25 protein-coding genes are annotated in these 23,921 nt (G+C 73.8%); 11 read left to right on the top strand and 14 right to left on the bottom strand.

The genetic code is table 11. The features are described from left to right. The first annotated feature begins 9 nt into the window (after window positions 1-9). Both AB0H37_RS25110 and AB0H37_RS25105 read left to right on the top strand, forming a co-directional pair. A complete protein-coding gene (locus tag AB0H37_RS25110; protein WP_360615585.1) occupies window positions 10-450 on the top strand; it encodes an HNH endonuclease in 441 nt (146 codons plus the stop codon). 196 nt (window positions 451-646) lie between these two features. Then, entirely contained in the window at window positions 647-1,669 is a 1,023-nt protein-coding gene (locus tag AB0H37_RS25105) for a hypothetical protein (RefSeq protein WP_329091341.1), read from the top strand. A gap of 48 nt (window positions 1,670-1,717) precedes the next feature. On the opposite strand, the gene AB0H37_RS25100 is transcribed toward AB0H37_RS25105, so the two are convergent. Then, entirely contained in the window at window positions 1,718-2,773 is a 1,056-nt protein-coding gene (locus tag AB0H37_RS25100; RefSeq protein WP_179834624.1) for a Gfo/Idh/MocA family oxidoreductase, read from the bottom strand. Window positions 2,774-2,900: 127 nt separating this feature from the next. Here AB0H37_RS25100 and AB0H37_RS25095 point away from each other — a divergent pair, with 127 nt between their 5' ends. Together AB0H37_RS25095 and AB0H37_RS25090 are read left to right on the top strand one after the other, a co-directional pair. Continuing rightward, window positions 2,901-4,550, top strand: a complete 1,650-nt coding sequence (locus AB0H37_RS25095) for an FAD-dependent oxidoreductase (RefSeq protein ID WP_179834625.1) — start codon at window positions 2,901-2,903, stop codon at window positions 4,548-4,550. After that, complete coding sequence (locus tag AB0H37_RS25090) at window positions 4,547-5,980, top strand: ATP-binding protein (RefSeq protein WP_360615582.1); 1,434 nt, start codon at window positions 4,547-4,549, stop codon at window positions 5,978-5,980. Before AB0H37_RS25095 ends, AB0H37_RS25090 begins: the two co-directional genes overlap by 4 nt. Here AB0H37_RS25090 and AB0H37_RS25085 read toward each other — a convergent pair. Next, on the bottom strand, window positions 5,974-6,375 hold the full coding sequence (locus tag AB0H37_RS25085) for a VOC family protein (protein WP_329091333.1): 402 nt from the start codon (window positions 6,373-6,375) through the stop codon (window positions 5,974-5,976). The two genes, AB0H37_RS25090 and AB0H37_RS25085, sit on opposite strands and share 7 nt — an antisense overlap. A 56-nt stretch (window positions 6,376-6,431) precedes the next feature. Here AB0H37_RS25085 and AB0H37_RS25080 point away from each other — a divergent pair, with 56 nt between their 5' ends. Next, window positions 6,432-6,977: a MarR family transcriptional regulator gene (locus tag AB0H37_RS25080; RefSeq protein WP_360615579.1), complete on the top strand. Its 546-nt coding sequence runs from the start codon at window positions 6,432-6,434 to the stop codon at window positions 6,975-6,977. Here AB0H37_RS25080 and AB0H37_RS25075 read toward each other — a convergent pair. Continuing rightward, window positions 6,946-7,740 carry a class II aldolase/adducin family protein gene (locus AB0H37_RS25075; protein WP_360615577.1) on the bottom strand — a complete coding sequence of 265 codons (795 nt, stop codon included), beginning with the start codon at window positions 7,738-7,740 and terminating at the stop codon, window positions 6,946-6,948. The two genes, AB0H37_RS25080 and AB0H37_RS25075, sit on opposite strands and share 32 nt — an antisense overlap. 127 nt (window positions 7,741-7,867) lie before the next feature. Here AB0H37_RS25075 and AB0H37_RS25070 point away from each other — a divergent pair, with 127 nt between their 5' ends. From AB0H37_RS25070 to AB0H37_RS25060, 3 genes are all read left to right on the top strand, one after another. Beyond that, window positions 7,868-9,016, top strand: a complete 1,149-nt coding sequence (locus AB0H37_RS25070; protein ID WP_179834630.1) for a helix-turn-helix domain-containing protein — start codon at window positions 7,868-7,870, stop codon at window positions 9,014-9,016. Between the two features lie 70 nt (window positions 9,017-9,086). Then, window positions 9,087-9,953 (top strand): LLM class flavin-dependent oxidoreductase, encoded by an 867-nt coding sequence (locus tag AB0H37_RS25065; RefSeq protein ID WP_360615574.1) that lies wholly within the window; start codon window positions 9,087-9,089, stop codon window positions 9,951-9,953. Continuing rightward, complete coding sequence (locus tag AB0H37_RS25060; protein ID WP_179834632.1) at window positions 9,953-10,282, top strand: multidrug efflux SMR transporter; 330 nt, start codon at window positions 9,953-9,955, stop codon at window positions 10,280-10,282. Before AB0H37_RS25065 ends, AB0H37_RS25060 begins: the two co-directional genes overlap by 1 nt. 10 nt (window positions 10,283-10,292) lie before the next feature. Here the strand turns inward: AB0H37_RS25060 and AB0H37_RS25055 are convergent, their stop codons facing one another. From AB0H37_RS25055 to AB0H37_RS25035, 5 genes are all read right to left on the bottom strand, one after another. Then, entirely contained in the window at window positions 10,293-11,147 is an 855-nt protein-coding gene (locus AB0H37_RS25055; protein WP_329091326.1) for an AraC family transcriptional regulator, read from the bottom strand. 36 nt (window positions 11,148-11,183) lie between these two features. Beyond that, a complete protein-coding gene (locus tag AB0H37_RS25050; RefSeq protein ID WP_360615571.1) occupies window positions 11,184-11,933 on the bottom strand; it encodes a hypothetical protein in 750 nt (249 codons plus the stop codon). Window positions 11,934-12,111: 178 nt separating this feature from the next. Further along, entirely contained in the window at window positions 12,112-13,521 is a 1,410-nt protein-coding gene (locus AB0H37_RS25045) for an aldehyde dehydrogenase family protein (protein WP_360615569.1), read from the bottom strand. A 266-nt stretch (window positions 13,522-13,787) separates the two neighbouring features. After that, window positions 13,788-14,576 (bottom strand): hypothetical protein, encoded by a 789-nt coding sequence (locus tag AB0H37_RS25040; protein ID WP_360615567.1) that lies wholly within the window; start codon window positions 14,574-14,576, stop codon window positions 13,788-13,790. Window positions 14,577-14,580: 4 nt separating this feature from the next. Next, window positions 14,581-15,327 carry a hypothetical protein gene (locus AB0H37_RS25035; protein WP_360615565.1) on the bottom strand — a complete coding sequence of 249 codons (747 nt, stop codon included), beginning with the start codon at window positions 15,325-15,327 and terminating at the stop codon, window positions 14,581-14,583. 181 nt (window positions 15,328-15,508) lie between these two features. Here AB0H37_RS25035 and AB0H37_RS25030 point away from each other — a divergent pair, with 181 nt between their 5' ends. Continuing rightward, entirely contained in the window at window positions 15,509-15,979 is a 471-nt protein-coding gene (locus tag AB0H37_RS25030; protein ID WP_329091317.1) for a hypothetical protein, read from the top strand. Between the two features lie 65 nt (window positions 15,980-16,044). Here the strand turns inward: AB0H37_RS25030 and AB0H37_RS25025 are convergent, their stop codons facing one another. The 3 genes from AB0H37_RS25025 to AB0H37_RS25015 all read right to left on the bottom strand — a co-directional run bounded on the left by AB0H37_RS25025 (window position 16,045) and on the right by AB0H37_RS25015 (window position 18,928). Next, the gene (locus tag AB0H37_RS25025; RefSeq protein WP_360615563.1) at window positions 16,045-17,094 is read right to left on the bottom strand and encodes an ABC transporter substrate-binding protein; all 1,050 of its coding nucleotides are present in this window, start codon (window positions 17,092-17,094) and stop codon (window positions 16,045-16,047) included. Window positions 17,095-17,160: 66 nt separating this feature from the next. Further along, window positions 17,161-18,093, bottom strand: coding sequence for an ABC transporter permease (locus tag AB0H37_RS25020; RefSeq protein ID WP_360615561.1), 933 nt, complete (start codon window positions 18,091-18,093; stop codon window positions 17,161-17,163). Then, window positions 18,083-18,928 carry an ABC transporter ATP-binding protein gene (locus tag AB0H37_RS25015; RefSeq protein WP_360615559.1) on the bottom strand — a complete coding sequence of 282 codons (846 nt, stop codon included), beginning with the start codon at window positions 18,926-18,928 and terminating at the stop codon, window positions 18,083-18,085. The genes AB0H37_RS25020 and AB0H37_RS25015 overlap by 11 nt, the downstream gene beginning before the upstream one ends. A 159-nt stretch (window positions 18,929-19,087) precedes the next feature. On the opposite strand from AB0H37_RS25015, the gene AB0H37_RS25010 reads away from it, so the two are divergent. Both AB0H37_RS25010 and AB0H37_RS25005 read left to right on the top strand, forming a co-directional pair. Next, complete coding sequence (locus tag AB0H37_RS25010) at window positions 19,088-20,716, top strand: sensor histidine kinase (protein WP_329091310.1); 1,629 nt, start codon at window positions 19,088-19,090, stop codon at window positions 20,714-20,716. Then, complete coding sequence (locus AB0H37_RS25005) at window positions 20,713-21,378, top strand: response regulator (RefSeq protein WP_360615557.1); 666 nt, start codon at window positions 20,713-20,715, stop codon at window positions 21,376-21,378. The genes AB0H37_RS25010 and AB0H37_RS25005 overlap by 4 nt, the downstream gene beginning before the upstream one ends. Here the strand turns inward: AB0H37_RS25005 and AB0H37_RS25000 are convergent. Genes AB0H37_RS25000 through AB0H37_RS24990 form a run of 3 tightly spaced genes read right to left on the bottom strand, consistent with a single transcriptional unit; the run spans window position 21,327 to window position 23,918 of the window. After that, the gene (locus AB0H37_RS25000; RefSeq protein ID WP_360615555.1) at window positions 21,327-22,319 is read right to left on the bottom strand and encodes an ATP-binding cassette domain-containing protein; all 993 of its coding nucleotides are present in this window, start codon (window positions 22,317-22,319) and stop codon (window positions 21,327-21,329) included. The two genes, AB0H37_RS25005 and AB0H37_RS25000, sit on opposite strands and share 52 nt — an antisense overlap. Beyond that, the gene (locus tag AB0H37_RS24995) at window positions 22,319-23,137 is read right to left on the bottom strand and encodes an ABC-2 family transporter protein (protein WP_329091305.1); all 819 of its coding nucleotides are present in this window, start codon (window positions 23,135-23,137) and stop codon (window positions 22,319-22,321) included. Before AB0H37_RS24995 ends, AB0H37_RS25000 begins: the two co-directional genes overlap by 1 nt. After that, window positions 23,130-23,918 carry an ABC-2 family transporter protein gene (locus AB0H37_RS24990; RefSeq protein ID WP_329091302.1) on the bottom strand — a complete coding sequence of 263 codons (789 nt, stop codon included), beginning with the start codon at window positions 23,916-23,918 and terminating at the stop codon, window positions 23,130-23,132. Before AB0H37_RS24990 ends, AB0H37_RS24995 begins: the two co-directional genes overlap by 8 nt. Window positions 23,919-23,921: the final 3 nt, after the last annotated feature.

The following is a 23,921-nucleotide window of genomic DNA, read 5'->3' as shown; positions in this document are numbered from 1 at the left end:
GGTGACCCGGTGAACGTGCTCGTCCTGAACGCGTCGTACGAACCCATGCAGAGGGTCGATCTGCGGCACGCCATCCGCATGCTGGTGCGCGAGGTGGCCGTGGTCGAGGAGGCGGAGGAGGGCCGCACCTTCGGCCGCTTCCCGGTCCCGCGGGTCCTGCGGCTCGTCCGCTACGTCGCGATGCGCTGGAGGCACGGCAGGCGCCCGCCCTGGAGCAAGCGCGGCGTGTACCTGCGCGACGAGGGCCGCTGCTGCTACTGCGGGAAGCGCGGCAACACGATCGACCACGTCCACCCGCAGTCCCGCGGCGGCGCGGACACCTGGGAGAACACCGTCCTGGCGTGCGGCAGGTGCAACAACCGCAAGGGGGACCGGACGCTCGCCGAGGCCGGGCTGCGGCTGCTGTCGCGGCCGCGGGTGCCCCGCTGGGAGGAACTCGTCGGGTCGTGACGGGAGGCGCCGGGTCCGCCCGGCGCCGTCGGGGGAGGGGCCGGACCGCGTCGTGCGGTCCGGCCCCTGGCCTCTCGCCGCGGCGCCGTCCGGTAGCCCGCACGTGACTCTGTGTGTTTTGTGAAGCTTGTGAGGCAATTAGGGCGATTGTGGTAATGTGCCGCCAATCTTGAGCTTTGTTATCTAGGAGAGATCTGTGGCGGCCCTCGATCCCCCCGGCAGGACTGCCCGCCCCCCGCGCGGGCGCAGAACGGCGAAGCGCCTCGCGGCGCTCGCCCTCGCGGCGGGCGTCTCGGCGGCGCTGCCGCCGGTGTCCGGGAGCGCGGCGGCCCTCCCGCAGGAGCCGAAGGACCTGAAGAAGGAGTACGCCAAGCTCAAGGTGCGCTCGGAGAAGCTCTCCAAGGAGTACCGGGGCGAGCTCGTCTCGCTCGAGGAGGCGAAGAAGGCCGCCGTCCGCGCCGGCGCGGACGCGACCAGGGCCGGCCGCGAGTACGACGCCGCCCGCGTCGACGTGGCCCGCCTGGCGTCCTCCACCTACATGACCGGCCGTCTCGACGTGATCCCGATGATCTCCTCGGCCGAGCCGGGCGCCGCCGTCCGCGACGCCGCCGTGATCGAGCACATCAGCCGCAACAACGGCCGCCGCATCCAGACCCTGGAGGCGCTGAACACCAGGGCGGTCCAGTCGCAGGCGACGGCCAGGAAGAAGCTGGACGCGGTCGAGAAGGAGATCGACGACCTGGAGGGCCAGCGCGCCCGCGTCAAGAAGCTGCTCGCCAAGTACAAGCCGGAGGCGACCCGCACCACAGTCCCCGCCGGCGGCGGCCGCCCGGACGGGGCGAGCGGCACGAAGTCCCCGATCGTCGGCAACTCGATGACCGCGCGGATGCGCACCGCGCTGCTGGCCATCGACGGAAAGTTCGGCGCGTTCCCCACCATCGGCTGCTCGCGCCCCGGCGACCCGCAGGACCACGGCTCGGGCCGGGCCTGCGACTTCATGGAGAGCACCGGCGGCAAGATGCCGAGCGCCTCCGCCCAGGCGCACGGCGACCGCGTCGCCCAGTACGTGATCGACAACGCGTCCCGCCTCGGCATCAAGTACGTCATCTGGAAGCAGCGCATCTACGACATGCGCGGCAGTGGCGGCTGGCGCCAGATGGAGGACCGGGGCAGCGTCACCCAGAACCACTTCGACCACGTCCACGTCTCCGTGCTCTGACGGGACCGCGCCCTCAGGCGCGGCCGCCGGAGGGCCGCGCGGGCGCCCTTACCGATCGCCGAGTTCGACGACGGCGGACTCGCGGGCGGAGCGGGCGGCCGCCTCGATGACCTCCAGCCCGGTGATCGCCTCGGCGAGGGTGACCGGGGGCGGCGCGCCGTCCCGCAGGGTGCGCAGGACGCCCGCGTAGAAGTCGTGGTAGGCCCCGGCGGCCGTGGGCTCGGGGGTCTCGTGCCCGGGCGTGCCGAGCAGGCCGCTGGACCCGGGCGGGGCGATGCCGTAGCCGGGGTCCTTGGGGGTGAGGCCCGCGCGGAGCTGCTCCTCCTGGACGTCCATGCCCGAGACCGTGTACGCCGCGCTGCCGCCGAGGACGCGGAAGCGCGGGCCCAGCTCGGCCGCGGTGGCGCTCATCCACAGGTGCGACCGGGCGCCGCCCGGGTGGGTCAGGGCCACGAACACGTCGTCGGGGGCCGCGGCTCCCGGGCGGCGGGCGTCGATCTCGGCGTAGACGCGGTCCGGGGGGCCGAGCAGCGCGATCGCCTGGTCGACGAGGTGGGATCCGAGGTCGAACAGGATGCCGCCCGCGTCGCGGGGGTCGGCGCTCTCCTTCCAGCTCTCCCTGACCTCCGGCCGCCAGCGCTCGAATCGCGACTCCAGGCGCCGGACGTCGCCGAGGGCGCCCGAGGAGACCAGCCGCCGCACCGTCTGGAAGTCGCCGTCCCAGCGGCGGTTGTGGAAGGGGAAGACCGGCAGCCCCCGGACGGCGCTCAGCGCGGCGAGGGAGCGGGCTTCGGCCGAGGCGGCGGCGACGGGCTTGTCCACGACGACGGGAAGGCCCGAGGTCAGCGCGGTCCGGGCCAGCGGCACGTGCTGCCGGTTGGGGGCGGTGACCACCACCAGGTCGCAGGCGCCCGACGCCCCCCACAGCCGGTCCACGCTGTCGAGGACCTCCGCCTCCGGGTACCGCTCGCGCACGGCCCGCTGCCGCTCCGGTGCGCCGGTCACGACCGCGGCCAGCCGCATCCCCGGCACGGACGAGATCAGCGGGGCGTGGAACACCGAGCCGCCGGTGCCGAATCCGATCAGGGCAACACGCAGATCCATGTCCCGATCATGACCGATGGCGGGGCGGCGACCGGGCGGCGGGGGCCCGATCGGCGGGTCCGGTCCCGCACGGCGGGGCCGGATCCACGTAGGCTTTCGTACGGGGTTGTGCCGGATCGAGGGGGACATGTTGTCCAAACCAGTGCTGCTGACGGTCGACGACGACCCGGGTGTGTCCCGGGCCGTGGCGCGGGACCTGCGCCGCCGGTACGCCGAGGCGTACCGGATCGTGCGCGCCGAGTCGGGCGGGCAGGCCCTGGACGCGCTGAGCGAACTGCGGCTGCGCGGCGACGACACGGCCGTGCTGCTCGCCGACTACCGGATGCCCGGGATGGACGGCGTGGAGTTCCTGGAACGCGCCATGGACCTGTTCCCGTTCGCGCGGCGGGTCCTGCTCACCGCCTACGCCGACACGGACGCGGCGATCCGCGCGATCAACGACGTCGACCTCGACCACTACATGCTGAAGCCGTGGAACCCGCCGGAGGAGAAGTTCTACCCGGTGATCGACGAGCAGCTGGACGCCTGGGCGCGCGTCGACCGGCGCCCGCCGGGCGAGCTGCGGGTGGTGGGGCACCGCTGGTCGGCCCGCTGCTACGAGGTCCGCGACTTCCTGGCCCGCCACCAGGTGCCCTACACCTGGCTGATGGACGGCGACCCCGAGGGCGCCCAGCTGCTCGCGGCGGCCGCGTGCCCGGAGCTGCCGCTGATCGTGACCGCGGACGGGGCGACGCTGTCGGCCCCGTCCGACGCCGAGCTGGTCGCCGCGGTCGGGCTGCCGAGCACCCCGTCCACCGGCTTCTACGACCTGATCGTCGTCGGCGGGGGCCCGTCCGGGCTCGGCGCGGCCGTGTACGGCGCGTCCGAGGGCCTGAAGACGGTGGTCGTGGAGCGCCGCGCCCTCGGCGGCCAGGCAGGGCAGAGCTCCCGCATCGAGAACTACCTCGGCTTCCCCGACGGGGTGAGCGGCGCGCAGCTCGCCGACCGGGCCCGCCGCCAGGCCGACCGGTTCGGCGCCGAGCTGCTGCAGGCCGGCGAGGTGACCGCGCTGGAGTCGCGGGGCACGGCCCGGGTGGCGCGGCTGTCGGACGGCACCGAGATCGCCGCGCACGCCGTCATCCTCGCCACCGGCGTCTCCTACCGGCGCCTCAACGCGCAGGGCGTGGACGACTTCGTCGGGCGCGGCGTGTACTACGGCGCCGCGCTCACCGAGGCGCCGTCCTGCAAGGACGAGGAGGTCGCCGTCGTCGGCGGCGCCAACTCCGCGGGCCAGGCGGCCGTGCACCTGGCCAAGTACGCCAGGAAGGTGCACATCATCGTCCGGGCCGACGACCTGGAGAAGTCGATGTCGCACTACCTGGTCGAGCAGATCGCGGCGACGCCCAACATCGAGGTGCACACCGGCAAGACGGTGTGCGCGGCGGAGGGCGCCGACCGGCTGGAACGGCTCACGTTCGCGTGGCCGGGCGGCAAGAAGACCATCGACGCGCACTGGCTGTTCGTGTTCATCGGCGCGGAACCGGGCACGGAGTGGCTGGACGGCTTCGTGGAGCGCGACGTGCGCGGGTACGTCCTGACCGGGCCCGACCTCGTCGGCGGCGGCCGCCGCCCCGCCGGGTGGCCGCTCGCCCGCCAGCCCTACCACCTGGAGACCAGCGTCCCCGGGGTGTTCGCGGCGGGCGACGTCCGCTCGGAGTCGATGAAGCGGGTGGCGTCCGCGGTCGGCGACGGCGCGATGGCCGTCGCTTTGGTCCATCGTTACCTGGAGCAGGCATGAACACGGCATCACCGGAGCAGCTGCGGGAGCTGTTCCTCTTCGAGGACCTGGACGACGAGAAGCTCGGCTGGCTGTCGGCCTGCGGGACGGTCGCGGACTACCCCGAGGACGGGATCATCTGCGCCCAGGGCGATGCCGCCGAGTTCCTCTACGTGCTGCTCGACGGCGAGATGGTGATGACCCAGAACGTCCGGGGCCACGTGGCGCAGGTCAGCCGGACCGACCGTCCCGGCACCTACGGCGGGGCCGTGCAGGCCTACCTGGGCGACAAGATCGAGCAGAGGTACCAGCACTCATTGCGCGCGACGCGCCCCTCGAAGCTCTTCGTGCTGCCGGCGCGCAAGTTCGCCAAGATGGTCCGCAAGTGGTTCCCGATGGCCACGCACCTGCTGGAGGGCATCTTCTTCGGGATGACCAACGCGCGGCGGGTCGTCGACCAGCGCGAGCGCCTCACCGCGCTCGGCACCATCACCGCGGGCCTCACGCACGAGCTGAACAATCCGGCCGCCGCCGCGGCACGGGCCAGCGCCGAGCTCGGCGACCGGCTGATCGGCGCGCAGAAGAGCCTGGCCGGCCTCGCCGCGCAGGGCGTCGACTGCACCCATCTGAGCGCGCTCGTGGCGCTGCGCCCGGCGCTGCCCGCCGCGCCGGGCGGGCGCCGCAGCCCGCTGGAGGTCAGCGACGCGGAGGACGAGCTGGGCGACTGGCTGGAGGAGCACGGCGTCGACGACGCCTGGGACCTCGCGCCCGGCCTGGTGGCCGCCGGGATCGGCATCGAGCAGGCCGGGGAGGTCGAGCAGGCGGCGGGCGGCCACCTGCCGGCCGCGATGCGCTGGCTGGCCGAAGTGCTGGAGGTGACCCAGCTCCAGGCGGAGATCTCCGAGGCGATGGGCCGCATCACCGCGCTGCTGGACTCGGCCCGCCAGTACTCCCAGCTCGACCGCGCGCCCTACCAGCGCACCGACCTGCGCGAGCTGCTGGACAGCACGCTCACCATGCTGAAGCGCAAGTTCGGGGACGGCGTGATGGTCAAGACCGTCTATGACGAGACGCTGCCGCCCGTCCCGGTCTACGCGGCCGAGCTGAACCAGGTGTGGACGAACCTGATCGTCAACGCGCTCTACGCGATGCAGGGCAGCGGCACGCTGACGATCCGCACCGCCCGCGAGAACGACTACGCGATGGTCGAGATCGCCGACACCGGGACCGGCATCCCCGAGGAGGACCTCGACCGGATCTTCACGCCGTTCTTCACCACCAAGCCGGTGGGGCAGGGCACCGGGCTCGGCCTCGACATCTCCTGGCGCATCGTCGCGGACCGGCACGGCGGCGACATCCGGGTGGAGTCGCTGCCCGGCGACACCCGGTTCCAGGTCCTGCTCCCGCTCACCGAGCCCGCCGAGGAGCCCGCCGAGGAGTCCCCTCAGTAGGACTGGAGCTCCAGCAGGTTCCCGCCGGGGTCGCGCAGATGGGCGGTGCGCAGCCCCGGTCCCCACTCGGGTCGGTCCCGCGGCCCGGCGACCTGGACGGCGCCGAGCCCGCGGAGCGTCCCGGCCGCGGCGTCCACGTCGTCCACGCGGAACACCAGCATCGAGCCGTCCTGCCCGGACGGCGCGGGCAGGTCCGCGGTGCCGGTGGCCTTCGCCATCCGGGAGCGCCCCATCACGACCAGCACGGCCTCGCCCCGCAGGTCCCAGTTGGCGTACTCGGCCTCCGGGATCAGCTTGACCGGCTCGATCCCGAGCAGCGCGCGCAGCGCCGCCTCGTAGAAGCCCGCGCAGGCGCGGAAGTCGTCCACCAGAAGGCGCGGATACAGCGCGTCCATGCCGTCCCCTATTCGTGGGTACTCACCAATGATTGGAGTAACCCTACAATAGGCGGATGGACGAGACCGCCGGCCCGCTGCCGCCCCGCCTGCTCGGGATCACCACGTTCGTGCTCGCCCAGGTCGGGCGGGCCGGACGGGCGCGGATGGGCCGCATGATGGACGAGCACGGCCTCGGCCTCTGGCACTTCGCCGTCCTGTCCGCGCTGGACGACGCCGCGCCCGCCTCGCAGCGCGACCTGGGAGTCCGGCTGCGCATCGACCCGAGCGACCTCGTCGAGGTCGTGGGCCGGCTGGAGGGGGCCGGGCTCGTCCGCCGCGAGCGCGACCCGGCCGACCGCCGCCGCTACGTGGTCGAGCTGACCGCCGAGGGCCGCGCGGAGCTGGACGAGGTCACCCGGCGCGCGGCCGGGCTGGACGCGGAGCTGCTGGCGCCGCTCACCCCGGACGACCGGGCCGCCTTCGAGCGCATCGCCCGCGTCCTGCTCGCCCACCACGATCCGCGGGCGCGGCCGGGGCGCGCGAAGGCCCCGGCGCCGCCGAGCGCGCCGGGGCCGGGGGACGGGTGGCCTAGTCGAACAGGTCGGGCTGCTCGCGGGTGATCTGGTCGTAGAGGGGCTGGTAGTTGATCCAGCCGACCAGGTCGTTGCCGATCTGCTCGTGGGTCAGGGCGGCGTTGTCGTGCTCGATCGGGACGACCTGCCCCGCGGCCTTGGCCAGCAGCTGCACCTGGCACGAGCGTTCCATCGTGATGAACCACCAGGCGGCGGCGTCCACGGTGTCGCCCACGGTGAGCAGGCCGTGGTTGCGCAGGATGACGGCCTTGTGGCCGCCGAGGGCGGCCGCGATGCGCTTGCCCTCCTCCAGGTCGGTGACCACGCCGGTGTAGTCGTCGAACAGGCCGTGGTCCTCGTAGAACGCGCACACGTCCTGAGTGATCGGCTCCAGCTTCTGGCCGAGCGCCGAGATCGCCCGCCCATGGGTGGAGTGGCTGTGCGCGGCGGCCACCACGTCCGGGCGCGCCTGGTGCACCTGTGAGTGGATCGCGAACGCCGCCTCGTTGACCGGGTAGCGGCCCTCGACGACCTTGCCCTCGTGGTTCACCAGGATCAGGTCGCTGACCCGGATGTGCTTGAACGACATGCCGAACGGGTTCACCCAGAAATGGTCGGTGCGCTCGGGGTCGCGGGCGGTGATGTGCCCGGCCACGCCCTCCTCGAAGCCGAACTTGCCGAAGATGCGCAGCGCGGCGGTGAGGCGCTCCTTGCGGTGCCGTCGCTCGTCCGCGACGTCGTCGAACGTGGGCGGCAACCGGAAGATCAGCTCGGTCGGCAGCTTCTCCAGGAACTCTTCCTCGTCGGACATCGCGCACTCCTCGGGCTCGTCTCCCGACCACCGAACACCATGGTCCGGTCTCCCGGCTAGACCGGCGGCGCCCAATGCCCGCACGCCCCGTTGTCCGGAGGGGACAACGAGGACGCACAATGGGTGGATGGAGCCCAGCGCAGGCGACCGGTTCCTGCGGTTGCTGATCGAGCACACCGACGATCCGGTGCTGCTGGAGACGACGGTCCGCGCCGCCCGCGGCCGGTCGGAGCTGGTGGCCGCGCTGCCGGAGGAGGAGACCAGGCGGCACACGCGTGCCCTGGTCCACGGGGTGCTCGCCGCGCTGGAGGACGGCGAGCCGGGCGAGGAGGTCCTCGCGGCGGCGGAGCGGCTCGGCTCGGACCGGGCCCGGCAGGGCGTGCCCGTCGCGGCGTTCCTGGACGGTTTCCAGGCGGGACGCGCCCACCTCGTCCGGGCGCTCGTCGCCGACGGCCGCCGGATGGGCGTCCCGGACGCGGCGCTGCTGGACGGCGTGACCCGCATCGATGAGATCACCACCGCGCTGGTGCAGCGGATGGTCCACGCGCACCGGGTCGCCGAGCTGGAGATGGCGCGGACCGTCCGCGAGGGGCGCCTCCAGATGCTCCGGCAGCTGCTGCACGGCGAGTCCGTCCCCGTGCTCGCGCCGCTCGACCCCCATGCCGCCTACCACTGCGTGGTCTCCGACGTCAGCGACCCGGCCGTGGCGGGACGGCTGGAGTCGGCGCTCACCGCCGCCGGGCCGGGCCTGTGCGGGCTCGTCGACGGGCGGCTCGCGGCCCTCGTCGCCCGGCTGCCCGGCCCGCGGGCCCCGGCCACCGGGTCACCAGGCCCGCTGCTGGTGGCCGCCCCTCCCGCGCGTCCCGGCGAGATCGCCCCGATGTACGCGCTCGGGCGGCGGGCGCTGCGGGCGGGCGCCGCCGCCGGGCTCACCGGGGTGCGGGAGCTGGCCGACCTCGCGCTGCTCACCGCCACCGAGGCCGAGCCGGAACTCGGCGGCCTGCTCGCCGCCGCGCTGCTGACGGGCCTCGACCCCGGCGAGCCGTTCCACCGGGAACTGGCCGAGACCGCGCTGGCCTACCTCGACCACGGCGGACGGATCGAGCCGACGGCCGCGGCGCTGCACGTCCACGGCAACACCGTGAAGTACCGGATCCGCCGCTTCCAGGAGCTGGCCGGGCGGCCGCTGCTCGACCCCGGCGCGGGCGCGGCCGTGTCGCGCACCGCGAACTGGTGGTGGGCCCTGCACCGGTGGCTTGCCCGGTCCGGTGCGTGAACCACCGTGGCGGCATGTATCTATGGGTGGAGGCGTTCCGCGGGGGACGCGGGAGAGGACGGAGGAACCGGTGACCGCACCGAGGATCGGCGCCGTGATGTGGCCCATGCAGTCCTGGCCGGGGGCCGGGGAGCTGTGGCGGCGTGCCGAGGACCTCGGGTTCCGGCACGCATGGGTGTACGACCACATCGCCTGGCGCGGCACGACGCCCTGGTACGACGCCTACACCACGCTCGCCGCCGCGGCGGCGGTCACCTCCCGCGTCCGCGTCGGCACGCTGGTGACCTCGCCGAACTTCCGGCATCCCGTCCCGACGGCGCACGCGATCAAGACGATCGACCACGTGAGCGGCGGGCGCCTGACCGTCGGCGTCGGGGCGGGCGGCACGCGCCGCGCGTCCGACGCCGGGATCCTCGGCGGCGACTGGAGCCCGGACGAGCGCGCCTCCCGCTTCGCCGAGTGGGTGGAACTGCTGGACCGACTGCTGACCGACCCCGAGACCTCCTTCGAGGGGGAGTACTACACCGCGCGCGAGGTCGTGCAGGAACCGGGCTGCGTCCAGCGCCCCCGAGTGCCGCTCGTCATCGCGGGGAACGGGCCGCGCGGGATGCGGGTCGCGGCCCGGCACGGGACCGGCTGGGTGACCAGCGCCCACGGCGAGGGAGACGAGCCGTACGGCATCGTCCGCTCCCGGCTGGACGCCCTGCGCGCCGCGTGCGACGCCGAGGGCCGCCGCCTCGACGACCTCATTCTCCTGACCGGCTTCAACGAGGAGCCCTGGCTGGAGTCGACCGGCGCGTTCGCCGACCTGGCCGGCCGCTACGCCGAACTCGGCATCACCGAGATCGCGCTGCACTGGCCCCGCCCCGGCTCGCCGTTCGAGGCGGACATGACGGTCTTCGAGGCGATCGCCGCCGAGCACGGCGAGGCGCTCTGATGCCGTTCGTCCTGCTCGGCCTCGCCATCGCCTTCGAGGTGACGGCGACGCTGGCGATGCGCGCCTCCGACGGCTTCACCCGGCTGGGGCCGTCGCTGATCGTGGTGGCCGGGTACCTGATCTCCTTCGTCTTCATGGCCAGGGCGCTGACGTCGCTGAACGTCGGGCCCGTCTACGCCATCTGGTCCGCGCTCGGCACGATCGGCGCGTTCGCGGGCGGCGTGCTGCTGTTCGACGAGCCGGTCAAACCGGTGACCATCGCCGGCGCCGCCATCATCGTGCTCGGCGTCATCGTGATGAACCTGGGCGGCGGCGTGCACCAGGGCTGATCCGGCCGGCTCAGGCGGAGGCCTCGGCCAGCGTGGAGACGCGCTGCTGCTCCAGCTGGCCGCCGATCAGCTCGGTCGGCGTGCAGCCCGACAGCGTGCGGAAGTCCCGGTTGAGATGGGCCTGGTCGTAGTAGCCGCAGGCGAACGCGGCCTCGGCGAGCCCGGCGCCGCCGAGGAGCAGCCCGACGGCGCGCTGGAAGCGCAGCACCCGTGCCATCACCTTGGGCGGCAGCCCGGCCTGCTCCCGGAACCGGTGGGTCAGGTGCTTGCGGCTCCAGCCGACGTCGGCGGCGAGGTCGGCGACCGGCATGGCGGGGTTCCCGTTCAGCAGCCGCCACGCCCGGGCCACCTCCCGGTCGGGGACCGGACCGGCGTCGAGGCGGTGCAGCAGGAAGGCGTCCAGGATGGCGAACCGCGCGCCCCAGGTCCGCGCGTCGCCGAGCCGCTCGACCAGCGTCCCCGCCTCCCGGCCGAGCAGGTCGGGCAGGTCGGCGGCGGCGTTGGTGAGCCGCGCCATCGGGACGCCGAGCAGTGTGTAGGCGCCGAGCGGGGTGACGTCGAGCTGGATGCCGCGCTGCCCGCCGGGGCTGAGATACATGCCGTGCCCGTCGTGCATCCCCGCGACGAACGACCCGTACGCGCGGTCGCGCACCCCCGGGTCGGGGACCTCCAGGTGGAGCGGGGGGCCCAGGTTGAGGATCACCACGGTGGTGCGGGTGGGCAGGGTCCGCATCCGGGACGGCACGGCCTCCGTCTCCCAGTAGCCGTCGTAGGCGCGCAGGAACGGGCGCAGCGCGGGATGGGGGCGGCCCCGCGCCAGGCACCAGCCTCCCCGGTCGCTGAACTCGACCGGCCTGTCGGTCATGGTGCCAGTCCTACCACGTCAGGGTGACAGGGCGGACTATTCGTACATCTGCCCGCACACGGCGATCCGGGCGAGATCGGTCCAGCTCATCGTGGTGATCGTGCGGACGTAGGAGCGCGCCGGCGACTCGCCGGGCCCCGCCGGCAGCGGGACGCGGGCGCCGTCGGCCGCGTCCCACCCGCCGAGGCTGCCCGCCACCGCGCACTCCAGGTACGTCGCGGGGTCGAAGTTGTACCAGCGGGCCGGGGTGGCGCGGGCGCCCGAGCCGGGCGGCCGGGGCGCCTCCACGCCGAACCGGGCCCGCGGGCCCGGGGGAGCGGCCAGGAAGTCCTCCAGGTCGGCGATCTGGGAGAGCAGGACCCGCTCCCAGTCGGCGTACCCGTCCGGCTCGTCGCCGGGCAGTGACAGGTCCTTGCCGCTCCAGGCGGCGTCGAAGGCGGGGGGCGGCGTGGCGGCGGCCGCCGCGAACATCGCCGCCACGTCGTCGGGCTCCAGCCGCGCCTGGCCGGCGAGCGCGGCGCCGACCTTCCACAGCGAGCGCAGGAACGCCGACAGCGACCACGAGGCCGCCCTCGCCTCCTGACCGAGCTGCAGGAACACCAGGTACAGGTCGCGGTTGGTGCGCACGGCGGGGCCCGGCGGGCCGTCCACCCAGTACGTCTGCCGGTGCCGGACGCCGCTCTCCAGGGCCATGACCTGGGCCAGCGCGGAGACCCGGGAGTCGTGCACCGCGACGCGGAGGACGTTGCCGAGATCGTCCCGCCGCATGACGTCCCAGGTGTGCATCCGGTTCCTCCAGGGTCGGTGCGGTGATCCACGCCCCTGTCCGGAAGTGTCCCATTCCGGGATCAGGCCGCCAGTAGCGGCGGCATCACTTTCCGGACTCGAAGTCGTGCCTTTCCCCTCATGCGGTACACACCGAAATGAGGTAGGGGCCCGGCGGCCGGGCCCCTACCTGACGTGCTCAGCCCTTCGAGCGGTGGATCACCTGGAGCTCGGTGAACCCGTACAGCCCCCACGGGCCGTTCTCCACGCCGACGCCGCTCCACTTGAACCCGCCGAACGGCTGGTTGGGGGCGAGGGCCAGGTGGGTGTTGACCCACGCGGTGCCGCACTCCAGCCGCCCGGCGACCTCCGCGGCCCGCTCGGCGTCGGCGCCCCACACCGATCCGGACAGCCCGAAGTGGGTGCCGTTGGCGCGCGCGACCGCGTCCTCCAGGTCGGTGTACTTGACGATGGGCAGTGCGGGGCCGAACTGCTCCTCGTCCACGATCCGGGTGCCGTCGGAGACGTCGGCGAGGATCGTCGGCTCGAAGAAGTAGCCGGGACCGTCGATCGGCCTGCCGCCCGCCGCCGCGCGGGCGCCGCCCGCGAGCGCGTCGGCGACCAGCTCGCCGACCCGCTCGTACTGCGGCCGGTTGTTGATCGGCCCGTACTGGACGCCCTCGTCCATCCCGTTGCCGACCCGCGCGGCCCTGGCCCGCTCGGCGAGCGCGTCCACCACGTCCCCGTAGAGCGCCTCCGGGACGTACACGCGCTTGATCGCCGAGCAGACCTGCCCGTTGTTCTGGAACGCGGCGCCGAACAGCCGGTCGGCGACCGCGGCCGGGTCGGCGTCGTCGAGCAGGATCGCCGGGTCGTTGCCGCCGAGCTCCAGCGTGACGCGCTTCAGGTCGGGCGCCGCGGCGGCGGCGACGCGCTTGCCGGTCGCGACGCTGCCGGTGAAGCTGATCTTGCGGGGCACCTCGTGCCCGGTCATCCAGGCGCCGAGCTCGTCGCCGCCGGTGACGACGTTCAGCACGCCGGGCGGCAGGACGTCGCGCAGCACCTCGCCGAGCTTCAGGCTGGACAGCGGGGTGAACGGGGACGGCTTGAGGACCATCGTGTTGCCCGCGAGCAGCGCCGGGGCGAGCTTCCAGACGGCCAGGAGCAGCGGGTAGTTCCACGGGGTGATCGCGGCGACCACGCCCATGGGGCGGCGCACGACCTCGACCTGCGCGCGGGCGTCGTCCTGGATGACCTCGCGGGGCAGTTCGAGGTCGGCGAAGTACTTCAGCCACACGCCCGCGCCGACGACCTCCATGGTCGCGTCGGCCAGGGGCTTGCCCTGCTCCAGTGTGAGGATCCGGCCGATCTCCTCGGACCTGGCGAACATGACCTCGGCCGCCGCGAGCAGCGCCTTGCGGCGCGCGGCCTCGTCGCGGCGCCAGTCGGCGAAGGCGGCCTGAGCCGAGGTCATCGCCGCGTCGAGCTGCTCCCGGGACGCGTCGGGCGCCTGCTCGGCCACCTCGCCGGTCGCCGGATCGATCACGCCGAAGGCGCCGGGCGCCGTCACGGCCCGGCCGTCGATGGTCATCGAGAAGTTCTCGGACACGTTGGTCCTCCGCTCACGGGGTTACCGAACGAGATTCAGTATTCACCCTCACCGCCTTCCTGACGAGCGGCCCGAGCGCCCCGGCGGAAGAAGGGGGCGACCGAGGGCCAGTGGGAGGGCTCGTCGTGGTGAGGGCGCCGCCCACTCCGTCCAGGACCGCGAGCGCGGCACCCGGGGCCGCGAGGTGGGCTCCCGCTTCCTGGACGGCTGATGCCGGACGCAGGCGGGCGCCCCCGCGATCCCGCGGGGGCGCCCGTTGCGACGGATCAGGCGGCGAAGATGCGATCCAGGAGGTCGCGGTAGCCGCGCAGCGCCAGCCGGAGGCGCTCGGTGTCGGCGGGCTCGCCGCCGTCGAGCGCCCCGGTGAGCGAGCGCCGGTGCGCGGCGAGCGCGCGCCCGAGGGCGTCGACCGCCTCGGAGGCGAGACCGTCCGCCTTGCGCACCGACTCGCCGGGGTCGTCGACGAAGGCGGCCTGGACCTCGTGCCACCGCTCCCGGAACCGCTCGGCCTCGGTCGCGGCGATCAGCTTCTCCTGAACGCCGCCGGATGCGGCGCCCGGGGCCGCCCCCGGGGTCGCCCCCGGAGTCGCGCCCGGGGCCGCCCCCGGGGTCGCCCCCGGAGTCGCGCCCGGGGTCGCGCCCGGGGTCGCGCCCGGGGTCGCGCCCGGGGTCGCGCCCGGAGCGGCGCCCGGGGTCGCGCCCGGCTTCTGGGGGGCGGCGTGCTTGGGCTCGGTGCCCTGCACGGGGGTCCCGACCGGGTCGGTGTCCCGGGTGGACGCCTTGACCTGGTTGGCCTCCTGGCTCGGGGTCTTGATCGTGCCCGCGTCCCTGACGGGGGTCTTGGCGCGGTCCGTGCCGCGGTGGGCCGGGACCGGGTCCGGGACCGTGTCGGGCACGGTCTCCGGCGCCTGCGTCCCGGGGGCGGTCGGGCCGGGGCCGGCGACATGGCGGTCGTCGGTCATCCCGGGTTCCGCCGTTCCCGCGTCGCGGGCGCGCTCGCCGGTGAGCGGCCCGGTGGCCGCGGGCGTTCCGGTCTCGGGTCGCCTGTGCTCCATCGGGTCAGCTCCTCATGGTTCGGTCGTCGCCGCGGTGCCCGGTGGACGGACCGGTGGACGGACCGGTGGCCGGTCCGGTGGGGGCGGCGGCGTGCCTGCCGGCGTGTTCGTCGGTGTGCTCTGCGGCGCGCCGCTCGGCATGCTGATCGGTCTGCGGAGTGGCGTGCTGCGCGGGGTTCTGCGCGGTGTGCTCCTCGCCCTTGCCGTGGTGAGCCTCGCCGTGCGGGGCGAGCAGCTCCTCGAACAGGGCGCGGTAGTGCACCATGGCCTGGCGCAGGTCCTCGGTGGACGCCTCCTTGGTCGTGGCCTTCCCGCTGATGGTGTGGGCCCGCCGGTAGTGCTCCAGCGTGCGGCCGTGCTCGACCGACAGGTGGGCCACCTTCTCCTCGAAGCCGTGCGTCGGGTAGCCGCGCTCGCCCATCACCACCGTGACGAGCTGGTCGGCCTGCTCGACCGCCGCCTCGGGGGCGTCGACGAAGCGTTCCTGGACGCGGACCCACTGCTCGCGGTACTCCTCGCGGCGCCCGGGGTCGAGGTCGCGCAGCTCCAGCTCCTCGTGGCGCTGCTCGCGGGAGCGCAGCTCCCGCTCGGCGGCCGCGCGGCCGCCCTGGCGCTCCAGGACCCGGTCGTACTCGGGGCCGAACCGCCGCCTGAGCCGCGCCGTGCGGGACCGGGTCATGGCGAGGTACCCGGCCGCGGCGAGAACGGCGACGACCACCAGGGCGACGACGACCCAAATCGCGGTCGACATTGTTTCCTCCAACGTGCTGTCGGATCGAATGAGACGGCGATGCCCAGCCCAAGGCGTTCAAAACGAACCACCATAAAACGGTACGGATTTCCTGCGGTCTCTCCGGCGCCCGTGTTCTGATTGGGGCGCTACCGGAATCCCGCGCCCCGCGGCGGGCGCGTTCGAATGGATGTGATGCGCGGTGCGCCACGCGTTCGGCTTCGTCCTCGGGGTCCTGCTGACCCCCGCGCTGGTGTACGGCGCTGCCTGGGGGTACGTCCAGGCGGGCCAGTCCTTCGACGGCACCGGGCAGGAGATCACCGACCGCACGCGCATCTACGGAGCGTTCGCCCTGCTCGCCGCCGTGGGCCTGGTGATGGGCGTGATCATCGTCGCGCGGTGGGCGTCGCCGCTGGTCTCGCTGGTGCCGGCGCTGGCGCTGCTCGGCGCGTCCGCCTACTTCCTGGTCGACCCCGGCCGCGCCCTCGACCTGCCCGGCCGGGTGCCGCCGGCCGGCGACATGGACTTCGGCCTGCGCATGCTGCTCGGGTCCGGCGTGTACGGGATGATGGGGCTCGCGCTGCTGATGCCCGCCTGGGCGCCGCGGCGCTGGGGGTCGGGCCGCCGGGACGAGCGCGCCGACGCGGACTTCTACTCCGCCGTGGGACGCTGACGGGCCGGGCCTCCGCGCGAGGCCCGGCCCGCGTCACGGCGTCCGGTCAGGTCCGGCAGAAGCGATCAGCCCTGCTTCGCGTTGACGACGAAATGCGTCGTGTAGGTCTCGGTCAGGTCGATCTGGCCCTTCTTCTCCGCGACCTCGGGGGAGAACTGCGCCAGCACCTTCAGGACGTTCTCGGCGGCGTCCGGCTTCATCACGCCGTCCCCGTTGAACATGCTGATCGAGTCGCCGACCGCCTTCTCGTACAGCGCCGGATCGCCGCCCGCGTAGTCCTTCGGCATCTTCGCGGCGATCTCCGCTGGCTTGTGCTGCTTGATCCAGCCGAGCGTCTTGACGAAGGCGTTGGCGAGCTTCTGCACGGTCTCGCCGTGCGACTTCACGTACGCGCAGTCCATGTAGAGCGAGCTGGACGGGTAGAGCCCGCCGAGCGCCCGGCGGGTGCCGTCCTCGGTGCGCATCTCGACCATGACCTTGCCCTTGCCGGTGCTGACGAGCTTGGCGATGGTCGGGTCCGTCGTCATGCCGGCGTCGATGCCGCCGTTCTCCATCGTGGAGATGAACGTCTGGCCCGCGCCCGCCTTCACCGTCGTGTAGTCGGAGGTCTTGACGCCGTTGCGCACGGCCAGTGCGCGGGTGATGAAGTCGGTGGACGATCCCGGGCTGGTCACGCCGAGCTTCTTGCCCTTGAACCCGGCCGGGGAGGTCAGCGAGCCCGCCTTGGACGCCGAGACCATCTCCGCCTCGCCGGGAACGTCCGCCATCTGCACGACGCTCTGCACGCACTTGCCCTTGGTCTGCAGGTGGATGGAGTGGTCGTAGAAGCCGACGACGCCCTGGACGTCCCCGGCGATCAGCACGTTCTCGGCCTGCGCGCCGGCGGGCTCGGTGAGCAGCTGGACGTCCAGGCCCTGCTCCTTGAAGTAGCCGAGCTGCTCGGTCAGCTTGGCGGGCAGGTAGATGACCTTGTCGATCCCGCCCACCATGATCTTGACGGTGCCGCCGGAGCCGCCGTCGGCCCCGGAACGGGAGTCGCGGCAGGCGGACAGGGACGACAGGGCGGTGAGGGCGGCGAGCGCGGCTGCGCCCGCCCGGACGGAGGTGCTGGGCATGACGGTTCTCCTGGTCGTGCCGGTGAGGGGTGGGAAGGCCCGGGAGCGGGGACCGGGCGGGAGGGGTCAGAGCTGGACGTCGTGCCCGGACGCGGCGGGGCGCCAGCGCAGCAGCCGGCCCTCCAGCAGCGTGAGCAGGTACTCGGCCAGCAGGGCCAGCACGGTGATGATGATCATCCCGGCGTAGATCCCGGCGGCGTCGAAGGTGCCCTGGGCGTGGTTGATGAGCAGTCCGAGGCCCTTGTCGGCACCGGTGTACTCGCCGACGATCGCGCCGATGATGGCGAACCCGAACGCCGAGTGCAGCGAGGCGAGGATCCACGAGGTGGCGCTCGGCACCACGATCGTCCACAGCACCTGGGTCCGCCCGGCGCCGAGGATCCGCGCGTTGTTGACGAGGTTCCGGTCGACCTCGCGGGCGCCCTGGAAGGCGTTGAAGAAGACCGCGAAGAACACCAGCACGAACGCCGTCGCGATCTTGGACTGCATGCCGAGCCCGAACCAGATGATGAACAGCGAGGCCAGGATGATGCGCGGGATCGCGTTGACGGCCTTGATGAAGGGCGCGCACACGTCCGACAGGAACCGGCTCCGGCCGAGCACGATGCCGAGCACGACGCCGCCCGCCGAGCCGAGCGCGAAGCCCGCGACCGCCTCCTGGAGCGTGACCGAGATCTGCTCCCAGATCGACCCCTGCGAGGTGCCCTCGGTGAACCAGTCGACGAGGCGCTCCCAGATCTTCGACGGCATCGAGTAGTAGAACGGGTCGATCCAGTTCCGCGCGGCCAGCTCCCACGTCCCGAGCCAGACCGCCACGAGCGCGACCCGGACGGCGGTGATGCCGAGGGTGCGCCGCAGCCCGGCGGTGCGCATCCGCGCGATCGCGGCACGGTCGCCCTGGTCGCCCTCGTCCGGCGTGGCGGCCTCCGGCGCCGGCCGGTCAGTGGCCTGCGGGGGCAGGTCGACCTCCGCCTCGCGCGTCCTCGCCTCACGCCGCATGGCCGGCCCCTCTCTCGCGGGTGATCTGGACTTCTTCGCGCAGCGAGTCCCACACCTCGCGGTAGATCTCGAGGAACCCGCCGGTGAGCCGGACCTCCTCGGCGTCGCGCGGCCGCTCCAGCGGCACCTCGAACACGCTCTTGATCGTCGCGGGCCCGGCGGTCATGACCACGACCCGGTCGGACAGCACGAGCGCCTCCTCCAGGTCGTGCGTGACGAACACGACGGCGGCGCCGGACCCCGACCACAGGCGGAGCAGCTCGTCCTGCATGAGGCCGCGGGTCTGCACGTCCAGGGCGGAGAAGGGCTCGTCCATGAGCAGCACGGACGGCTCGTTGACGAGGGTCTGCGCGAGCGCGACGCGCTTGCGCATCCCGCCCGACAGCTGGTGGGGGTAGTAGCCCTCGAATCCGGCGAGGCCGACCCGCGCGACCCAGTCCCGGGCGCGGTCGCGGGCCTCGCGCCTGGCGGCGCCCCGGTAGCGGGGACCCGCCGCGACGTTGTCCAGGACGGACCGCCAGGGCAGGACGGCGTCGTTCTGGAACATGTAGCCGACGCCGTCGGGGATCCCGTCCACGGGCCGGCCGTGGACCAGGACGCGGCCCGCGGACGCCGGCTCCAGTCCGGAGACGAGGGACAGGGTGGTCGACTTGCCGCAGCCGGTCGGGCCGACCACGGCGACGAACTCGCCGGGCCCCACGGCCATGTGCAGGTCCCTGACCGCCGTGTGGACGCCGCCCGCCGACCGGAAGCGCTTGGTGGCGCCGTCCAGTTCGATCACGGGCCCGGCGGGTCGCCCGGCGCTGTCTCGCTTGGGTGATGCTGATGTGGACACGGCGGCACCGTACGAATGTGGCACGCGTCACCGGAACCCTTGCCCGCGATGTGCTCGCAAGCCGCGAATTCCCACGTTAAGCGCGATACCCGAGGTTCTGCGCTTTCTGCTCACGCCGGGGTCTGGGCGGCCGGGCCGGCATGGTCTACGGTGCACGTCATGCCCGTCCGGCCCCGAATCTCCTTCGCCCGCCAGGTGCTGATCCTGCAGGTGGGCGTGGTGGTCGTGGTGGCGGTCCTCGGGTACGGGCTGGTCGCCTGGATGCTCGACGGCCGGCTCCGCGACCAGTACGGCCAGCGGGCCCTCACGGTGGCGCGCAGCGTCGCCGTCGACCCGCAGATCGCGGCGGCGGTCGCCGCCGGCGACCCCGGCGGGCTCGTGCAGGACCGCGCCGAACGGGTCCGGGTCCGGACCGGGGCGCTGTTCGTCGTGGTGACCGACAACCGCGGCCTGCGCCTGTCCCACCCGAACCCGCTGGAGCTCGGCCGGCACGTGAGCACCGACCCCTCCGACGCCCTGGCCGGGCGCGAGGTCGTCCGCGTCGAGCGCGGCACGCTCGGCCTGTCCGCGCGCGGCAAGGTGCCGCTGTACGGTCCGGACGGCCGGATCCTCGGCGAGGTCAGCGTCGGTTTCGACGCCCGCGCCATCGACCGGGAGCTCGGCCACGTGCTGCGCGAGATGTCGCTGTTCGTCGCCGGGGCCGTGCTGCTCGGCGTCGTCGCGTCCGCCGCGATCGGCCGCAGGCTGAAGCGGCAGACGCTCGGCCTCGAACCGTACGAGCTGGTGGAGCTCGTCCACGAGCGGGAGGCGGTGCTGCACGGCGTCGGCGAGGGCGTCGTGGCCGTGGACACCGCGGGCCGGATCGCGGTCTGCAACGACGAGGCGTCCCGGCTGCTCGGCGTCGCGCCGGAGCGCGGCGCCCCCGCCGGGGGCCTCGCCGCGGAGGGGGCGCTGCGCGACGTCCTCACGGGACGGCGCGACGCCGCGAACCTGTTCGTCACGGCGGGGGAGCGCGTCCTCGTCGTCAACCGGCGGGAGGTCCGCAGGCACCGCCGCGACCTCGGCGCCGTCATCACCCTGCGCGACCGCACCGACCTGGAGACCCTCGCCCGCGAGCTGGACTCGGTCAGCACCCTCTTCGACGCCCTCCGGGCGCAGCGCCACGAGTACGCCAACCGGCTGCACACCCTTTCGGGCCTGCTCCAGCTCGGCCACAGCGAGGAGGCCGCCGACTACGTCGGCACGCTGATGGAGGACGCCGCGCGTCGCGCCCCGGCACCCGACAACCTGCCCGACCCCCTGTCGGACCCGTACCTGCGCGCGTTCCTGTCGGCCAAGTCCGCCGTCGCCGCCGAGAAGGGCGTCCGCCTCGACATCGGCGCCGGCAGCTACGTGCCGGGCCGCGTCGCCGACCCCCTGGACGTGACGACCGTCGTCGGCAACCTCGTCGACAACGCCGTCGAGGCCGCGCGGCTCGGGCGGCGGCGGCCCGCCCGCGTCGAGGTCGAACTCCTCGGCGACGGCCGCGACCTGCACGCCACCGTCGCCGACTCCGGCGACGGGCTGCCGGACGGCCTGCGCGACGCCGTGTTCGACGACGGCGTCTCCACCCGCGACACCGCGGCGGGCCGCTCGCGCGGCATCGGACTCGGCCTCGCGCGCCGTACCGCCCGCGCCCGGGGCGGCGACGTGACGTTCGTGGACGCGGGAACGGGCGGGCCCGACGGTTGCGGGGCCGTGGCGGTCGCCCGGCTTCCCGGGGTGCTCGGCGCGGAGGCGGTGCGATGATCGACGTGCTCGTGGTGGACGACGACTTCCGCGTGGCGCAGGTCCACGCCGGGTTCGTGGCGGCGCTGCGGGGGTTCGCGGTGGCCGGGCTCGCGCACTCCGCCGCCCAGGCCAGGTCCATGGCCGCCGAGCTGCGGCCCGCCCTCGTCCTGCTGGACGTCTACCTGCCGGACGCCTCGGGCCTCACCCTGCTGCCCGAGCTGGACGCCGACGTCATCATGGCGACGGCGGCCGCCGACCCCGGCGCCGTGCGCGAGGCGCTCCGGCACGGCGCCCTGCACTACCTGATCAAGCCGTTCACCGCCGCCGCGCTGAACGAGCGCCTCACCGCCTATGCCCGCTACCGGGACGCGCTGTCCGGCTCGAGCGAGCTGTCCCAGGCGGCCCTGGACGGCGCGGTCCGCGCCCTGTACGCGCCGCTGCACGCCCGCACGCCCGCGCCCAAGGGCCAGTCGCCGGTGACGACGCGGCTGGTCGGCGACGCGCTGCGGCGGGCGGACGAGCCGCGGTCCGCGGCCGAGATCGCCGACCAGGTCGGCATCTCCCGCGCCACCGCCCAGCGCTACCTCGCGGCGCTCGCCGAGGCCGGGCGGGTCGTGGTGACGCTGCGCTACGGCGCCACGGGCCGGCCCGAGCACCAGTACGCGTGGTCGCCCCGGTAGAGGCCGGCGAGGACGTCCTCGATGCCCGCCTCCCGCAGCGAGATGTCGCGGATATCGTGGTCGCGCGCCAGCGCGGCGACGACGGCCGCCGCGTTCGCCGCGTTCGGCAGCCGGAGCCACTGCCTCGGCCCCTCCACCCGCTCGGTCTCGATCCCGTCCAGCATGATCGGCGGCGCCGGCCGCGCGAGCTCCACCACCAGCAGCCGGTCGGCGTCCACGGTGCGGCGCAGCTCCTGCAGCCCGCCGTCGTAGGCGAGCCGGCCGTGGTCGATGATCAGGACGCGGCGGCAGAGCCGCTCGATGTCGCCGAGGTCGTGCGTGGTCAGCAGGATCGTGGTGCCGCGCTCGGCGTTGACGCGTTCCAGGAAGTCGCGGACGGTCGCCTTGCTCACCACGTCCAGGCCGATCGTCGGCTCGTCCAGGACGAGCAGCTCCGGGTCGTGCAGCAGCGCCGCCGCGAGGTCGCCCCGCATCCGCTGGCCGAGGCTGAGCTGCCGGACCGGGGTGTCCAGGAACGGCTCCAGCTCCAGCAGCGCGGTCAGCTCCGCGAGCCGCGCCCGGTGCGCGGCCGCCTCGACCCGGTAGAGCCGCCGCACGAGCTCCAGGCTGGCGCGCAGCGGGAGGTCCCACCACAGCGTCGTCCGCTGCCCGAACACCACCCCGATGCGGCGTGCGAGCATCGTGCGGCGCCGCGACGGGTCCAGCCCGCACACCCGCAGGGTCCCGGACGACGCGGTGAGGATCCCGGTCAGCATCTTGATCGTCGTGGACTTCCCCGCCCCGTTCGGGCCGAGGTAGCCGACGAACTCGCCCCGCTCCACCGTGAACGACACCCCGTCCACCGCGCGCACCGGCCTGCGCGCCCGCCGCAGGACGCCCGAACGCGCCCGCACGGTGAAGGTCTTGGCCACGTCCTCGGCCTCGATCATCGGCACCGGCATCAGCTCCCTGTCGATCGGTAGTGCCGCAGGCCGGCCCGCCACGCGGTCGCCGCCGCCGCGCACAGCACCGCGGCGACCGCCGGGGAGGCGAACCGCGCGGCGCCCGGCAGCCCGAGCGGGTCCGGACGGTCCAGGACGTACAGCGCAGGCTGCCAGTTGACGAACGCCAGCGGCACGACGAACGTCACCCCGCGGACCAGGTCCCGCGAGAACACGGTCATCGGGTACTGGGTGAGGAACGCGCCGCCGTAGGTGACCGACTTGCTCGCCCCGTGGCTGTCGACGAGCACGAACTGCACCGCGGCCGTCAGCACCCACAGCCCTCCGAAGATCGCCGTTCCGGACAGCACCATGACCGGGAGCATCGCGAGCCGGCCCGGGGTCCAGTGGACGTCCAGCCGGCCGAGCGCGTACCCGAGCACCAGCACGGCCGGGACGAGCTTGCCGAGCCGGCGCGGCGTGAAGCCCTCCGTCGCGATCTGGACCAGCGGGCTCACCGGGCGCACCAGCATCGCGTCCAGCGTCCCCTCCCGCACGTGCGCCCCGAGCCGCTCGGTCGATCCGAGGACGATGTCGGAGAGCGCGAAGGACAGGGCCGACGTGCCGTACAGGAACAGGACCTCGGACACGCCGAACCCGGCGATGCGCGGCGCCCGCGAGAACAGCACCATGATCGCGGCCGCGTCCAGGACGGAGACGACCGCCGTGGCCAGGCCGAGCAGCACCATCGACACCGGGTACTGCGCCGCCGCCCGGATCCACGTCCAGGCGAGCACCCCGTACAGGCGCAGCGCGCCGGGCGCCGCGGGCTCAGCCACCGTGGACCACCAGCCTCCGCCGGGCCGCCCGCGTGACCAGGGCGCCCGCCCCGAGCAGGACGGCCGCCCACCCCGCCTGGAACGCCAGCGCGCCGGCCAGGCCGGCGCCGTCGTACCGGCCGAGGAACACGTCCGCCGGCACCTGGATCTGCGCCGCCCACGGCAGGAGTTCGGCGGTCCGGCCGAGCCTGCCGGGGAACACGACGAGCGGCAGGATCATCCCGGAGAAGAACAGCGACATCACGAGCGTGACGGCGCTCAGGCCGCGGTCGTCGTGCAGCCAGAACATCCCCATCGCCACCAGGTAGCGCAGCCCGAAGCTCACCACCGTCGCGAGGACCACCGCCACCGCGAACGCGGCCAGGTGCGCCGGAGCCGGCCACCGGAAGGGGAACACCAGTGCGCCGGCCAGCAGCGGCGGTCCCGCGCGCAGCACCAGCGAACTCGCCGCGCGGCCGAGGTCGTGGGCCAGCCACCAGCCCTGCAGCCCGGCGGGCCGGTGCAGGTCGATCGCGACGTCCCCGCTGCGGATGCGCTCGGTCAGCTCCATCCCGCCGAAGATCTGCACCGGCCCGATCAGCGCCTGGGTGACGAAGCAGAAGGTCACGGCGTCGGCGGCCGCGTACCCGCCGAGCGACGGCCGGACGTCCCACAGCGCCAGCAGAACGTAGGCGCGCAGGAAGCCGAACATCGTGTTGGTGAGCGACTCGGTCAGGGATCCGAACGGATAGGCGGTGTGGCGGCGGAACCCGTACCACCACACCCACGGAAGAACGCCCACTTG

The sequence above is a fragment of the Actinomadura sp. NPDC023710 genome (assembly GCF_040639875.1).
Classification (GTDB): Bacteria; Actinomycetota; Actinomycetes; order Streptosporangiales; family Streptosporangiaceae; genus Spirillospora; species Spirillospora citrea.
Note: the sequence above shows the minus strand (reverse complement) of the source record. Positions and strands in the feature narration are given on the sequence as shown.